Raw genomic sequence first — 15,305 nt, 5'->3', positions numbered from 1 at the left:
ACAACTCTCCTTGTGTAAGAAAACTGAGACAATAATATTATTATGACAAACTTCAAGAAAAATAAAAAGGTAAATTCCTGTATAGGGAAGCTATTTTTTATATAGGTTATATTTAAAAGAATATTTCGTTTATCAGAAAATTAAGTTAAGATAAGATGAAAGAAGGAAGAGAGGGGAAGTAGATGATTATAATAGGTTATGCAGGATATGAGTTAGAAAAAGCAAAACCGAATACATCAGAAGATTTTTTTAATAGATCTGAAGTGACATATATATTAAATAATCAAGAGAAAACCTTTTCTGTCTTATATGTTCGATATTTTGAAGAAATTTTACAAGAAATTACCCCTTTTGAAGGAAATCCAGTTTATAAAGTAGAAGAACAAGACGTATATTTACGAGATATTGTAGCGATCGCTTGTTTACTGAAAGATAAAGAGCTACGCGCGCAGAAGCGCTTGTATCTCAATGAAGTAACAGACTTTCAACGATACTTTGATGAGGGAACAGTGGTGAAAGTACAAGAAATATTAGCTGAATTACATAAAAATAAAAGAGTAGAAATAGCGTAAAACGGCAAAGGAGAGAGAAGCCATGTCTAATTTGATGGTTGAAAATCAAACAGAACAAGTTTCTATATTTTTAGAAGATGTAATTTCCTTGATAACTAATTATGTAAATTATCATACGTTACCTTCTTTATTGGAGGAGACACCAACAGGAAACGAGCAATACTATAAAGGGATATTAGCATCAATAAGAAGACTTCTTGTTTTTTGTGAAGAAGGACTTGATGCATGTTTTGTTTTGCTGAATAGCCAACCATTTCGAAAGACCGCAGCTGAAACAGTTTTATATAAGATTTACCATCAAGTAATTGCAGAGTTTTTTTCGCCAAAGAATGATCATTGGTATGAAAATAGTCGTTCTGCTTATACAGGGAAAAATTCTATTGTTTTTCAGCAAATCCCCCCTAGATCTATAGAACGAATGATGAAGGATTTAGAAGGGAAATTTCAATTGATGCGTGAAGAACTAGAATATTATGAGACAGATTACCAAACAAAAATGTTGCACAAATATTAATTAAGGAAAAGAAGCTAAGGATACTTAGCTTCTTTTCCTTTTGTCCAGTTATATAAGGGATTTTAATTGAATATAGTTAAAGTGGATAGCATCAAGGAGGTGTGACATGAGTCAGCAAGGTGTATTTACAGATTACTTTCATGAAGTAGAAAGCTGGTGTGAAAGTGTTCTTCAAGTATTAGATAGCCGTGCAATGGAAGTGTATGATGTCCATATGCTTGCTTATAAAATTCAAACGTTATTAGAGCGTATGAAAGAGCATGAATACGACACAGATGCCGAGTTTATGTATGAAATAAGTGATGATGTAGAACATATTCAACACCATTTACAGGAAGTATTTATGCAAGAAGGAGAGGAATATGAACTATGTGAAAGAGGGGATAGCGAACGAGCTGTTCCGATTGGGGGGCATACCCTTCCGCCATTACCTTATCCATATAATGCGCTAGAACCGTACATTTCACGAGAAATTATGATGTTACACCATGATAAACACCATCGTAGTTACGTGGAAGGATTAAATAAAGCAGAGAAGATGATGGAAGAAGCGAGGAAAACAAATCAATTTGATTTAATTAAGCATTGGGAAAGAGAAGCGGCTTTTCATGGATCAGGTCATTACTTACACACGATATTTTGGAATAACATGAAAAAAGATGGTGGTGGAAGTCCGAGAGGGGCTTTTTCACAACAAATTGAGCAAGATTTCGGAAGTTTTTTACGTTTTCAAAAGCATTTCACGGAAGCCGCTTCTAAAGTGGAAGGTTCAGGATGGGCAATTCTTGTATGGGTACCCCGTTCAGGAAGGTTAGAAATTTTGCAAAGTACGCTTCATCAATTGTTTACGCAGTGGGATACGATACCACTCCTTGTACTGGATGTATGGGAACATGCGTATTATTTACAATATCAAAATCGAAAAGATGAATATATTAAAAATTGGTGGAATGTTGTAAATTGGCCAGATGTAGAAAAGAGATTTGAAAGTGCGAAGCAAATTGAATGGACACCGTATTAGACGCATATCTCATGCGTCTTTTTTAGTGGAGGTGGAAGGAAGATTTCGTTCATATTTTAAAAGGCCAAGCATACACTTGTACAAAAAGTGCCAAAAGGACGTGGGGGGAAATATGAGACGAATTTGTATAATAATTACGCTAATTATAATGTACGCAAGCGTTATGCCAATTCCTGCATATGCAAAAATGAACGGTGGTGTCAGTGCTCGTAACGCAGTCTTAATGGAACAACAATCCGGTCGTGTGCTATATGGGAAATTAGAACATGAGCCACAAAAAATTGCTAGTATAACAAAAATTATGACAGCATTGTTAGCTGCTGAATCAGGAAAAATGAAAGAATTAGTATCGGTTAGTAATGAAGCGGTACGAGTAGAAGGATCGGCAATTTATTTAAAACCTGGACAAAAAGTTAAGTTAGAAGATTTAGTTTACGGATTAATGCTTAGATCTGGTAATGATGCAGCACAAGTAATTGCTGAAAATGTGGGAGGGAGTATAGAAGGATTTGTATATTTAATGAATGAAAAGGCGAAAGAAATCGGAATGAAAGATACGCATTTCTCAAACCCGCATGGCTTGGATGGGGATGGATCGCATTATTCGTCGGCTTATGACATGGCATTATTAACGAAATATGCAATGGGGAACGAGACCTTTAAGAAAATTTTTGGAACAAAAACGTATAAATCAGATTCTTGGGATTATCCGTGGAAAAATAAACATAAGCTTGTGACATCTTATTATGAATTTGCAACAGGGGGAAAGACAGGTTTTACGAAGAAAGCAGGACGGACGCTTGTCACAACAGCTTCAAAAGATGGACTAGATTTAATTGTCGTAACTTTGAGTGCTTCTAGTGACTGGGATGATCATATGAATTTGTTTGATAAAGGCTTTGAACGCTATAAGCAAGCGAAAGTTTTAGGACAAGGCGCACTCGCTGAAATAAATGAAAAGAAATATGCCAATCATGTTTATACGAAAAATAGTTTTTCTGTACCTTTAACTGAAGAGGAAAGAAAGAGCGTGTTATTGAAAGTTGAGCTCGATAAAAGTGCAAAACTTACGGATGGAGTAAAGATTGGGAAGACAGAAATTTATGTAGGGAACGAGAAAGTCGGAGAACGAAATTTGTTTTACAGTAAACGAAAGTTAGTAGCTACAACGGGAATGTATTGGAATAACGTAAAAGAAATCTTCTCTTACATGATAGGTGTTGGGATAGATGGTTAATCTCGTATGGGCAGCGATGGCAGTTATAGGGATTGTGTATGCCATGATAAATGGAACGATGGAAGAAGTGACCAAAGCAGTGTTTGAAGGGTCAAAAGATGCTGTAACGATTTGTATTGGACTTATTAGTGTTTTAGTATTTTGGCTCGGTTTAATGAAAATTGCTGAGGAAGCTGGATTGTTAAAGAAGTTAGTATCACTTTTTATGCCGATAGTAAAAAGATTATTTCCAGAAATACCGAAGGATCACCCGTCAATGGGATTCATTTTATCAAATATGATGGCGAACTTTTTTGGGTTAGGTAATGCAGCAACACCTTTAGGTATTAAAGCAATGGAACAACTGAAAGAGTTAAATGGTGGAAAGGATTCAGCAAGTCGTTCTATGGTGACGTTTCTAGCATTAAATACTTCAGCGATTACATTAATTCCGACTACTGTCATTTCGATTCGAATGACTTATGAATCAGCAAACCCTACTGAAATCGTTGGCGTAACATTTATAGCACAAGTGTTATCGATGATTGGAGCGATTTGGATTGACCGCTATTTTTACCGGAGAAGGAGTAGAAAGGGGCGGAAAAAATGAGTATTGTAAATACAATTTCATTATGGGTAATTCCTTGTGTAATTGGTTTTATCCTTTTGTATGGCACGATAAAGAAAGTTCCAACGTACGAATCGTTCGTTGAGGGCGGAAAAGAAGGGATTCAAATTGCGGTTTCCATTTTGCCGTTTATGGTTGGAATGCTTGTATCTATTTCTATTTTTCGGGCATCAGGTGCTTTAGATGCAATGATATCGGTAATGAAGCCGATGTTAGACTTTATTCATGTACCAGCCGAAATCGTTCCACTTGCACTTATACGTCCGATTTCGGGATCTGCTGGTTTAAGTATTACGACCGACTTAATCGCTACATATGGGCCAGACTCGTTTATTGGTAGGTTAGCTTCAACGATGCAAGGTAGCACAGATACGACTTTTTATATATTAACAGTATACTTTGGGGCTGTCGGTATTAGAAAAATGGGAGATGCATTAAAGGTAGGACTTTTTGCAGATTTAATCGGAATTATTTGTTCGATTGTGTTTGTTTCCCTATTGTTTCGGTAATGCTATTCATTTTTTGCGCTATTTCGCTTATAATACGTATACGACCACTATTAACGTGTAGTTTAATAGTGGTTTTTTTATGCGGTATTTTTGACAAAATGGTGAACTTTTATCGTGGACAACATGAAAAAGTGTAAATAATAATAAAGGGTGAAAACGTGATATGGCCTTTATACGTTTATTATCATTGCTATGTTGTTAAAGGTAGGCGAAGTAAATGGCATAAAGCTTAGGCGGTTGCCAAGTCTTTCTAATGTAAGGTAAGATAAATTTGAGGTGAAAAAAAGAAATGGAACGATTACAAAAAGTGATTGCGCAAGCAGGTATTGCATCGAGAAGAAAGGCTGAGGAATTAATTCAGCAAGGAAAAGTGAAAGTTAATGGGAAAATAGTGAAGGAGTTAGGAACAAAAGTAACTCCTCAAGATAAAGTGGAAGTAAATAACATCCCTCTTGAAAAAGAAGAACCTGTTTATTTTTTACTATATAAACCAACTGGTGTAATTTCAAGTGTATCAGATGATAAAGGAAGAAATGTTGTAACAGACTTTTTCCCTGAAATTAGACAACGTTTATTCCCAATCGGACGCTTAGATTATGATACGTCTGGCGTATTATTGATGACAAATGATGGTGAATTTGCAAATGTATTAATGCATCCGAGATATAAGGTTGAAAAAACGTATGTTGCGAAAATTAAAGGGCCATTAACAGGTGATAAAATTCGCATGTTAGAACGAGGTGTTGCATTAGAAGATGGGAAAACAGCACCAGCACAAGTGAAAATTATTTCTTGGGACAAGCGTAAAGAGATGGCGATTGTACAATTAACGATTCATGAAGGACGTAACCGTCAAGTACGCCGCATGTTTGAAGCGTTAGATTGTAAAGTAATGAAATTAAAACGTGAACGTTATGCCTTTTTAGAAGTGGGTAGCTTGCGTCCTGGTGATGCAAGAGAATTAACACCACATGAGGTGAAACAATTACGTGCATTGGCTTCTACAAAGCCTCGCTAATCTATATTGTGAAACTTTCACCAGTGGAATGCTCCGCTGGTGATTTATTAAAAAATACATATATTTATCACTCGTCGAAGAGAGGGGAGACAACATGAAAAAAAATCGCTTATTATTTCGTGTTATCATTTTGCTCATTTTAAGCGGTGCGGTAGGGTTTACGCTATATCAAGGATTTTTTACTGATAAAGAGAAAATGCAAATTGGAAAAGAAGCACCTAACTTTGTTGTAACTGATTTAGAAGGAAAGAATATTGAATTAAAAGATTTAAAGGGAAAAGGTGTATTTTTAAATTTTTGGGGAACTTGGTGTAAACCTTGTGAAAAAGAAATGCCTTATATGAATGAGTTATATCCGAAATATAAAGAAAAAGGCGTTGAAATTATTGCCTTAGATGCAGATGAAACGGATATCGCAGTGAAGAACTTTGTGAAACAATATGATTTGAAATTCCCAGTTGCAATTGATAAAGGGCAAAAGATCATAGGTACATATGGAGTGGGACCATTACCAACAACCTTTTTAATTGATAAAGAAGGAAAAGTAGTAGAGCAAATTATAGGTGAGCAAACGAAGGAACAATTGGAAGAGTACTTAAAGAAAATCACTCCATAATTAAGAAAGCCTTTACATAAGAGGTGCTTACGTATAGCGCCTTCGCTTTAAAAATTCTGAGTATTGCGGTAACTCTAAGCTGGAATATACAATAGTACATATAGATAAAAGGGCGGTGAGAGCTTTGAAAGAAATTAAGTGTGAATGTGGACATGTTAATCCGATAGGAACCATTTTTTGTGAAGCATGTGGGAAACCATTTGAAAGTAATGAAAATATAAAATTATTGGATATGAGATATGAGGGGAGTGCTCGGAGATCTCTCACACATACAAAAACGATAGTCGATAAAATTTGGAGTTTTTTCTCTTCTGTAAAAGTAGGTGTATGGTTAATCGTAATAACTTTAGCTGCATCGGCAATAGGAACTATCTTTCCCCAAGAAATGTACATAACTCCAGGAATCGAACCAGCTGAATATTATAAGACCGAGTATGGATTTTTAGGACAATTATACTATCAATTAGGATTTAATAATTTATATGGATCATGGTGGTACATGATTTTAATTGCTTCTATTGGTATTTCACTTGTTATATGTAGTTTAGACCGTGTCATTCCTCTTTATAAAGCTTTAAAAAAACAAGGGGTGAAAAGACACCCAAGTTTTTTGAAAAGACAGAGAGTGCACGGGACTGGTACGCCGCATGAAGGTGACTTAGAACGAGTTCAAATTAATTTAAAGAAACGTAATTATAATGTGAAAGTGGAAGACGGGAACGTTTTAGCGGAAAAGGGACGTTTTTCACGTTGGGGTCCATATGTAAACCATATTGGTCTTATTATCTTTCTATTCGGTGCAATGCTACGTTTTTTACCGAGTATGTATGTAGATGAAGCACTTTGGTTACGTGACGGTGAAACGAAAGAAATACCAGGAACAGAAGGTCAATACTATTTGAAAAACGAAAAGTTTATCAAGGAAGTTTATGATAAGAGTAAGGATAAAGAAGTTTTTGATGAAGCAATTGATCGTGTTGGTGATAAAATGATTGCGAAAAACTTCCAAACAAATGCTGTATTATATAAAGCGGTAGGAGAAAATATAGCGGGTCAAAAACCAAAATTAGAAAAGGTAAAAGAAGCTGAAATTCGAGTGAATGAGCCACTGAAATTTGATCAATTTGCTGTTTATCAAGTGGATTACAAAGAAAGTGAATTTAAAAGCATGTCTTTCCATTTGCAAAACAAAGAAAATAATCAAAAGTTGGGACCGATTAAAGTAGATTTAGCGAATCCTACAGAAAAATATGATTTAGGAAATGGGTATTCTCTAGAACTATTAAGCTATTTTCCTGATTTTTATTTTGATGAGAATGGAAGGCCGAATACGAAAACAAAATTACCGAATAATCCTGCATTCGTCTTTAAAATGTTTACCCCGGAAACACCAGATGGTGAGGTTAGTTTCGTCGGTATTCAGCAAAACATAGAGCCTGACGGGAATAATAAATATAAAATGTCATTTGCAGGTGTGGAAATGCAAAATGCAACAGCTCTTACAGTAAGAAAAGATTTGACGCTTTTGATTCTCGGTATTGGAGGATTTATATTTATGGTTGGTGTGATTCAAGGTATGTATTGGAACCATCGCCGTATTTGGATACAACGTGTTAATGATGAATGGTGGGTTGCAGGCCATACGAATAAAAATTGGTTCGGCTTAAAGAAAGATATTGAAAGAGTACTAGAAGGAACAGCGATTCCACAACCACACGATAAAATGAATGAAAAAAATTAGTTAAGGTGGGGAAACGATATGGTACAAATAAGTAGTAATTTTCTGTTCGCGGCGTTTATCTTATATTTAATTGCAACTTTATTTTTTGGAGGAGCAATTAAAGAAAAAGGTAACAAGTGGGCAAATATAGGTATAACTATAACAATTTTAGGATTTATTGCACAAATAGTATATTTTGTTACAAGATGGATCGCATCAGGACATGCACCGGTTAGTAACTTTTTTGAATTTGGTACATTTTTTGGCATGATGCTTGTGGGAGCTTTTATCATTATGTACTTTGTATATCGTGTAAGTATTATTGGTTTATTTGCTTTACCGGTAGCTCTTTTATTAATCGCTTATGCAAGTATGTTCCCGAGAGAAATTTCGCCGCTTATCCCATCTTTAAAGAGTAATTGGCTACATATTCATGTAACGACAGCGGCAGCGGGACAAGCAATATTAGCAATTAGTTTTATTACAGGCGTAATGTATTTACTGAAAAATGTAGATCAATCAACAAGAAGTAAGCGTACATTTTGGTTAGAGACAGTAGTTTTCACACTTGTTTGTACAGTTGGGTTTATTGGAATAACAACGGTATTTTCTAGTATGAAATACGAAGCGAAGTTTCAATGGATTGATAAAAATGAACAACAAGTTGAAATGAAGTATAATCTCCCTGCTTTAGTTGGACCGCATGAAGGGAAGTTAATGACAGAAAATAAATTAGAACCGGCGGTTGAAGTTCCAGCGATTGTAAATGCGAAAAAGTTAAATACTGTTATTTGGTCAGTGTTAGTCGGAACGCTACTTTATATTGTATTAAGACTTGTTTTACGTAAGCGAGTGTCAGCGGCACTTCAGCCGTTAGTAAAGAATACGAATAGTGATTTATTAGATGAAATCGGATATCGTTCTATTGCGATAGGATTCCCGGTGTTTACATTAGGAGCATTAATCTTTGCAATGATCTGGGCTCAAATCGCTTGGACGCGCTTTTGGGGTTGGGATCCAAAAGAAGTTTGGGCGCTTATTACTTGGCTCTTTTATGCTGCGGTATTACATTTACGTTTATCTAAAGGATGGCATGGAGAAAAATCCGCCTGGCTTGCAGTGATTGGTTTTGCAATCATTATGTTTAACTTTATTGTAGTAAACTTAATTATCGCGGGTTTACATTCATATGCATAGAGAACTAAAATAGGAGAGTGTATGTCACTTTCCTATTTTATTTTTGTCAAATTTTCTTCTTTTTTGAGAAAAACATGACAAAGTAGCGGTTGATTCTGTAAAATGATGTCGAGGACCAAATATACTGTTCAAAAAAAATACATAGTTTTGGAAAAAAAATGAACAAACTTTATTATTCTTGTGAAGCATAATATGGGAAGTGGAACGTTAAAAAATGCTTAATTAAACGAGGATAGGTGCAACATTATATTGTAGAAGGGTAGGTGTAAACCGTTGTGGTAAAAGTACGCAGCGGGTAGAAATGGAAAATGAATCAAGAATTTTAATTGTAGACGATGAGGATCGTATTCGTCGTTTATTAAAGATGTATTTAGAAAGAGAGCAATACACAATTGAAGAAGCGGATAATGGTGATACAGCTTTAGAAATGGCGTTACAAAATGATTATGATTTAATCCTACTGGATATTATGATGCCTGGTAAAGATGGTATCGAAGTGTGTAAAGGGATTCGTGAGAAGAAAGCGACGCCAATTATTATGCTGACAGCAAAAGGTGAAGAAGTAAATAGGGTACAAGGGTTTGAAGTTGGAACTGATGATTATATTGTAAAGCCGTTTAGCCCGCGTGAAGTAGTACTTCGTGTGAAAGCGGTATTACGCCGCGCTGTACCAACGACATTCTTTACACAAGATACAACGACGAAAGATGTTACTGTTTTCCCTCATTTAACAATTGATAATGATGCGCACCGCGTTACAGCGGATGGTAATGAAGTAAACTTAACACCGAAAGAATATGAATTACTATTATTCTTAGCGAAATCCCCGGATAAAGTTTTTGACCGTGAGCAATTGTTAAAAGAAGTATGGCAATATGAGTTCTTCGGAGATTTACGTACAGTTGATACGCATGTAAAGCGTTTACGTGAAAAGTTAAGTAAACAATCACCAGATGCAGCGAAAATGATTGTTACCGTTTGGGGCGTAGGTTACAAGTTTGAGGTTGTGAACGACTGATGCTTTGGAGAAGTGTAGTAGGGAAGTTATGGATGACCATATTACTTCTCGTTTCGTTTGTTCTTGGATTTGTTGCTATTTTACTTTCACAGTTTTTTAGAACGTATTATGTTGATATGAGTGAAGCTAGGCTTCAGAAAGTTGCAACAAGTGTCACGGAATTAATTGAAGAAGGTGCCGATGTAAAAACGATTGAGAATATTGCTTACAAATTTTCTGATCCACTTTCAAGGATTATCATTGTAGAAGACGGTAAGGAAATTTCTTCTTCGCCGAAACAAGAAGGATTAGTTACTCTTACAATAGATGATTTGAAAAATGATAAAGAATTAGCAGCTGTTTTTACAGATAAAAAGGATATTAAGAATAATATTAGAAAAGCTTCTAATAGTAGGAAGAATAAAAATACTGAAAATGATATTATGATCGTCGGGAAACCAGTACAGTCAAAAAATCAAAGTGCAGTGTTTGTATATGAATCATTGCAAGTTCCAATACAAGGTATGGAGAGAACGACTGATTTTATTTTCTTATCAGCCGGGATTGCGATTATTTTAACAACTTTCTTTGCATTTTTCTTATCTACTCGAATTACGGCACCGCTTCGTAAAATGCGTGAGGTTGCATTTGAGGTAGCGCGCGGGAAATTTGATACGAAAGCCCCTATGGTGTCGCAGGACGAAATTGGTGAGCTTGCAACTGCTTTAAATCAAATGGGGAAACAGTTGAAGTTTAATATGAATGCCCTGCAGCAAGAAAAAGAGCAGTTAGCTAGCATTTTGAGTAGTATGGCAGATGGTGTTATTACGTTAAATCAAGAAGGTGAAGTCGTTGTTATCAACCCACCGGCAGAAAACTTCTTACAAGTTTGGCAAGAAGAAAAAGAATTAGAGTTAAGTAAAAAACTGCCTTTTGAACTTGTTGAACTATTCCATCTCGTTGTAGAAAGCGAGCAACAACAAGTTGTTGAAATTAATTTGCAAAAAGGTAACTACGTAGTTCTTATGACACCGCTTTACAATCAAACAAAAATTCGTGGAGCTGTAGCAGTATTGCGAGATATGACGGAGGAGCGTCGTCTTGAGAAAATGCGTCAAGACTTTATTGCGAATGTATCACATGAACTTCGTACACCGATGGTAATGCTTCAAGGATATAGTGAAGCAATTTTAGATGATATTGTGCAAACGAAAGAAGAAATTAATGAGTTTGTTCAAATTATTTATGATGAATCTGTTCGTTTAGGTAAACTTGTAAATGAGTTATTAGATTTAGCCCGTATGGAGAGTGGACATGTAGAGTTACATATAGGTGAAGTAGATATTCATCCATTTGTCGAAAAAATTGGCCGTAAATTCCAGGGGATTGCAAAGGATAAAGAAGTCCAATTAACAGTGGATTTCCAAAGTCCAATTGAACAATATCCGTTTGATGCAGACCGTATGGAACAAGTACTGACGAATTTAATTGATAATGCAATCCGTCATACAAATGCAGGTGGACATGTTACACTTGTAATTAATACGAAAAATAGTGGCCTTACTTTCGAAGTGCAAGATTCAGGTGCTGGTATTCCAGAAGAAGATATTCCGTTCTTGTTCGATCGATTCTATAAAGCTGATAAAGCAAGAACGCGAGGGAAAAAAGTTGGAACAGGACTCGGGCTTGCGATTGCTAAAAATATTGTTCAAGGTCATGACGGGAAAATTTCTGTATCAAGTGTCGTTGGAGAAGGAACTACATTCTCTGTATATTTACCAAATCGTATAATTTAGATATATATGTTTTTTAAAAGTTGATCATGAATAAAAGCTTTACTGTTTTTTTATTTTTTTGTAAGTGCAATTAAATAAAGAATGGTAGAGTTTTTTTTCTTTAATAATCAGAATGAAAATAAAAAGAGAGGTGTCATAATGAAATGAAACTTTATACAAAAACAGGTGATAAAGGGGAAACGAGTGTCATAGGTGGCCGAGTGGATAAAGATCATATACGTGTAGAAGCCTATGGAACAATTGATGAGGCGAATTCTCATATCGGATATGCCATGTCTAAATTACAAGAGGAATGTTTTCGTAACATTTATAACGAACTTGAAAATATTCAACATGAACTATTTGATTGTGGAGGGGATTTAGCAATAGTAGAGAAGAAAATCCCTTATAAAGTAACGATAGAGATGGTCGAGTATTTAGAGAGACGAATTGATTCGTATACAGAAGAAGCGCCGCCTTTAGAGCGTTTTATTTTACCAGGCGGTAGCGAGATATCGGCTGCACTACACATTGCACGTACAGTTATAAGAAGAGCAGAACGTTGTATAGTGTCATTGCAAAAAGAAGGAGAAACCAATGAAATTGTTCTAAAGTATATAAATAGGTTATCTGATTATTTATTTGCGCTTGCTAGAGTAATAAATGCGCGTTTACAAGTGAAAGATGTGGAGTATAACCGCAGTGCACTTGTTTTTCGTAATAAAGAAGAGAAGGAAGTGGAGTAATCCACTTTCTTTTTTTTGTATACTTTTTTCTGTAATATCCCACAATAGAGAAGGTATGACGGTTATTAGAAAATGGAGGATGTATATGAAAGCGTTAAAATGTGGCGTGGTGATATTGAGTGTATTATTTTTATCTCAATTACATGTTTACGCTGAAGGGAATCAGTGGATATGGCCTGTTGATGGGCAGATAAGTGATTATTTCGGGACAAGACATGGGAAACACTATGGTATTGATATAGCTGCGCCTATTGGAACGCCTGTTGCAGCTATTCAAAATGGTAAGGTGACAAAGTCTTATTTTTCAAGTAGTTATGGAAATGTTGTGTTTATTAAACATGGAGAATATGAGGCTGTTTATGCGCATTTAAATAAGAGATATGTAGTTCAAGGTGATAACATTTCAAAAGGAGAGCTAATTGGAGAGGTAGGGAATACAGGAGAATCGCGAGGAGCTCATTTACATTTAGAAGTGCATCAAGGGAGATGGACGATGGAGAAAAGGAATGCGATGAATCCGTTGCTTGTTTTAAATGAACAAAAAAATCAAGTTGTGTCATCATCACTATATATTGTACAAAAAGGTGATACTTTAGTTGGTATTGCCCGGAAATTTAGTATGACAGTTGAGGAAATTAAAGTGAGGAATGGATTGCGACAAGAGCAAATCTATCCGAACCAACAACTATACGTCAAGTAAAGGCAACGTCCCAAAAGCATAACTTTTGAATAAATTTATTTTCTTCTTATTTAAGATTGCGATAGTAAATGAAATTATATCGACATTTCGACAAGAAATATCGACTAACAATAAAATGCGACAGTAAGAGCAACCTATCCTTAACGAAAAACCGTCCCAAAAGATCTTTTGGGACGGCTTCTTTTACCAAAAAATAAAGACACATATAAATCCAGTAATAGCTAAGTAGCTATATAAGTAAAAGACTTTTGTTCTTGTTTTTTCTTTTGTCCGAAATAGTACGATAGTTGGTTCGATTAGACCAATTGTAAGACAAAGTAAACCAAGAAGCATAAAGCCAATTGAAAGAGAATACAGGGCGATTTGTGGTGCTTGAAATGGAATCATCCATTTTAATAAAAATGCAATAAGTGCAGTGTAACAAATGCTACCGATGTATTTATTCAATGGTGTATCAGAACGGAAACCAGGAAGCTTCTTGGAAAACGGACGGGAAACAACTTCCGTTTGTAAAGATGTATGTTCTTCAATTATTTTTTGAGCTTCTTTTCCTTTTTGGAAAAGGGATAAAATCCAGTTTCGCTCACCTTGGAAAATAAATTGAGAAGTTGTTAAATAGTGATCAACTTTTACCTTATTCCAACTCTTCCATGGATGACGCTCACACAATTTTAATTTACTTTCTGTTTTTTTATCATACTGATAAATACTTATGCCATCTTGGTCAAAAGTAGCGTAGTATGTCTCTCTTGAGAATGTGCCTAGATCAATTGGACAGTAGAAAAGTAATTCTTTTTTCAAATAAAAGTATTCTTTTCTTAAGTTCTTTTTCATTGCTTCTCGAATAGAGTGTCTTTTATCTTTCTTCATGACATTTCCTCCATAACTCAGAAAATGTTCTTATCTTAACAATTCAACATCTTATCACTTTTGACGACATATGACTAGGGGGATTCATAGGAGAAATACCGAATTATAAAAAATATGGGTTGTATTGTAAAATATAGTGATCGTTTCTTTAATTATATAAAATCAATAACTTATTTTTAGTAAGTTACACTTTTTTTGTTCACAATACGATCATGTTGTTGTATAATGAAGTGGAAAATAGAATATCGGTCTATCTTCGGGGCAGGGTGAAAATCCCGACCGGCGGTGATGAACAGTTAATAATTTCGTTCTAAGCCCGCGAGCCGTTAAGGCAGGATTTGGTGTGATTCCAAAGCCGACAGTACAGTCTGGATGGGAGAAGATGGAGGTTCAAGCGTTCAAAAAAGATAAGTATTTGAACGTCTGTTTGATGTGCCTTAAAATTCTCCCTTTGTGTAAATCACAAAGGGTTTTTTCGTTCTATGAAAAATAGGCATAGCAGAACCTTTCCACTTTCCATGAGAAGATCGATGGAAAAGGAGAGAGAAAGATGAAACAAAAAAACAGTGTAGTGCAGATGGTGAGTGTAGCGATGCTAAGTAGTATTGCGTATTTACTAATGATGTTGGATTTTCCATTCCCAGGGCTTCCGCCATTTTTAAAAATTGATTTTAGTGATGTGCCAGCTTTAATTGCGGCAATAATTTTTAGTCCAATTGCAGGTGTAATTGTAGAAGCGATAAAAAATATTTTGCATTACGGAATTCAAGGAAGTTTAACGGGAGTACCAGTAGGAGAAGTAGCAAACTTTATAGCGGGATGTTTATTTATTGGTCCAGCAGCATTCTTATTCCGAAAGTATCGCACAGTAAAAAGTTTAACGACAGGATTAATGTTAGGTACAATTACTATGACAGTTATTATGAGTGTGTTAAACTACTTTATTATTTTACCAGCGTACACTTGGTTTTTAAATTCACCAGCTATGTCTAGTGATATTATGCGACAAACTATTGTAACGGCGATATTACCGTTTAATGTAATTAAAGGAATTGTTGTAACAATTGTATTTGTAGCATTATTTTCACGCTTGAAAGTATGGGTATTTGCAAAAATGAAAAATGCTTAAAAATATTAAACCATTGGCAGCGTAACTGCTAATGGTTTTTTTGTTAGTGAGAATGAAAAAGAGTTCGAAAAATCCCC

General features: G+C 35.3%; 16 protein-coding genes and 1 riboswitch. Of the genes, 15 read left to right on the top strand and 1 reads right to left on the bottom strand.

The window, feature by feature from the left end:
- The first annotated feature begins 182 nt into the window (after window positions 1-182).
- The 14 genes from ABH960_RS18950 (at window position 183) to ABH960_RS18885 (ending at window position 13,229) form a co-directional block, all read left to right on the top strand.
- A complete protein-coding gene (locus ABH960_RS18950) occupies window positions 183-572 on the top strand; it encodes a hypothetical protein (RefSeq protein WP_002135238.1) in 390 nt (129 codons plus the stop codon).
- A gap of 22 nt (window positions 573-594) precedes the next feature.
- Complete coding sequence (locus tag ABH960_RS18945) at window positions 595-1,086, top strand: YpuI family protein (protein WP_002135239.1); 492 nt, start codon at window positions 595-597, stop codon at window positions 1,084-1,086.
- A gap of 106 nt (window positions 1,087-1,192) precedes the next feature.
- Complete coding sequence (locus ABH960_RS18940; RefSeq protein WP_002030730.1) at window positions 1,193-2,107, top strand: superoxide dismutase; 915 nt, start codon at window positions 1,193-1,195, stop codon at window positions 2,105-2,107.
- Between the two features lie 112 nt (window positions 2,108-2,219).
- The gene (locus tag ABH960_RS18935) at window positions 2,220-3,344 is read left to right on the top strand and encodes a D-alanyl-D-alanine carboxypeptidase family protein (RefSeq protein WP_002086664.1); all 1,125 of its coding nucleotides are present in this window, start codon (window positions 2,220-2,222) and stop codon (window positions 3,342-3,344) included.
- The gene (gene spmA, locus ABH960_RS18930) at window positions 3,337-3,933 is read left to right on the top strand and encodes a spore maturation protein SpmA (RefSeq protein ID WP_002086662.1); all 597 of its coding nucleotides are present in this window, start codon (window positions 3,337-3,339) and stop codon (window positions 3,931-3,933) included. The genes ABH960_RS18935 and spmA overlap by 8 nt, the downstream gene beginning before the upstream one ends.
- Window positions 3,930-4,460: a spore maturation protein SpmB gene (gene spmB, locus ABH960_RS18925; protein ID WP_002086660.1), complete on the top strand. Its 531-nt coding sequence runs from the start codon at window positions 3,930-3,932 to the stop codon at window positions 4,458-4,460. Before spmA ends, spmB begins: the two co-directional genes overlap by 4 nt.
- 289 nt (window positions 4,461-4,749) lie before the next feature.
- Window positions 4,750-5,478, top strand: a complete 729-nt coding sequence (gene rluB / locus ABH960_RS18920; protein ID WP_002064494.1) for a 23S rRNA pseudouridine(2605) synthase RluB — start codon at window positions 4,750-4,752, stop codon at window positions 5,476-5,478.
- 94 nt (window positions 5,479-5,572) lie between these two features.
- Entirely contained in the window at window positions 5,573-6,094 is a 522-nt protein-coding gene (resA, locus tag ABH960_RS18915) for a thiol-disulfide oxidoreductase ResA (RefSeq protein WP_002064495.1), read from the top strand.
- A 124-nt stretch (window positions 6,095-6,218) separates the two neighbouring features.
- Window positions 6,219-7,835 (top strand): cytochrome c biogenesis protein ResB, encoded by a 1,617-nt coding sequence (gene resB, locus ABH960_RS18910; protein ID WP_404447486.1) that lies wholly within the window; start codon window positions 6,219-6,221, stop codon window positions 7,833-7,835.
- Between the two features lie 18 nt (window positions 7,836-7,853).
- Window positions 7,854-9,011 (top strand): cytochrome c biogenesis protein ResC, encoded by a 1,158-nt coding sequence (gene resC, locus ABH960_RS18905; RefSeq protein ID WP_219301816.1) that lies wholly within the window; start codon window positions 7,854-7,856, stop codon window positions 9,009-9,011.
- 301 nt (window positions 9,012-9,312) lie between these two features.
- Complete coding sequence (gene resD, locus ABH960_RS18900) at window positions 9,313-10,029, top strand: DNA-binding response regulator ResD (protein WP_002011758.1); 717 nt, start codon at window positions 9,313-9,315, stop codon at window positions 10,027-10,029.
- Complete coding sequence (gene resE / locus ABH960_RS18895) at window positions 10,029-11,804, top strand: sensor histidine kinase ResE (RefSeq protein WP_404447482.1); 1,776 nt, start codon at window positions 10,029-10,031, stop codon at window positions 11,802-11,804. Before resD ends, resE begins: the two co-directional genes overlap by 1 nt.
- 143 nt (window positions 11,805-11,947) lie before the next feature.
- Complete coding sequence (locus ABH960_RS18890) at window positions 11,948-12,529, top strand: cob(I)yrinic acid a,c-diamide adenosyltransferase (protein ID WP_002086651.1); 582 nt, start codon at window positions 11,948-11,950, stop codon at window positions 12,527-12,529.
- A gap of 85 nt (window positions 12,530-12,614) precedes the next feature.
- A complete protein-coding gene (locus ABH960_RS18885; RefSeq protein ID WP_002141020.1) occupies window positions 12,615-13,229 on the top strand; it encodes a peptidoglycan DD-metalloendopeptidase family protein in 615 nt (204 codons plus the stop codon).
- A gap of 183 nt (window positions 13,230-13,412) precedes the next feature.
- On the opposite strand, the gene ABH960_RS18880 is transcribed toward ABH960_RS18885, so the two are convergent.
- On the bottom strand, window positions 13,413-14,099 hold the full coding sequence (locus ABH960_RS18880) for a hypothetical protein (RefSeq protein ID WP_002011767.1): 687 nt from the start codon (window positions 14,097-14,099) through the stop codon (window positions 13,413-13,415).
- A 248-nt stretch (window positions 14,100-14,347) separates the two neighbouring features.
- Window positions 14,348-14,487: riboswitch (FMN riboswitch) on the top strand.
- Window positions 14,488-14,649: 162 nt separating this feature from the next.
- Here ABH960_RS18880 and ABH960_RS18875 point away from each other — a divergent pair.
- Complete coding sequence (locus ABH960_RS18875) at window positions 14,650-15,228, top strand: ECF transporter S component (protein WP_002011769.1); 579 nt, start codon at window positions 14,650-14,652, stop codon at window positions 15,226-15,228.
- Window positions 15,229-15,305 lie beyond the last annotated feature (77 nt).

This window comes from Bacillus sp. RC252, assembly GCF_044909215.1.
GTDB classification, from domain to species: Bacteria; Bacillota; Bacilli; order Bacillales; family Bacillaceae_G; genus Bacillus_A; species Bacillus_A mycoides.
Note: the sequence above shows the minus strand (reverse complement) of the source record. Positions and strands in the feature narration are given on the sequence as shown.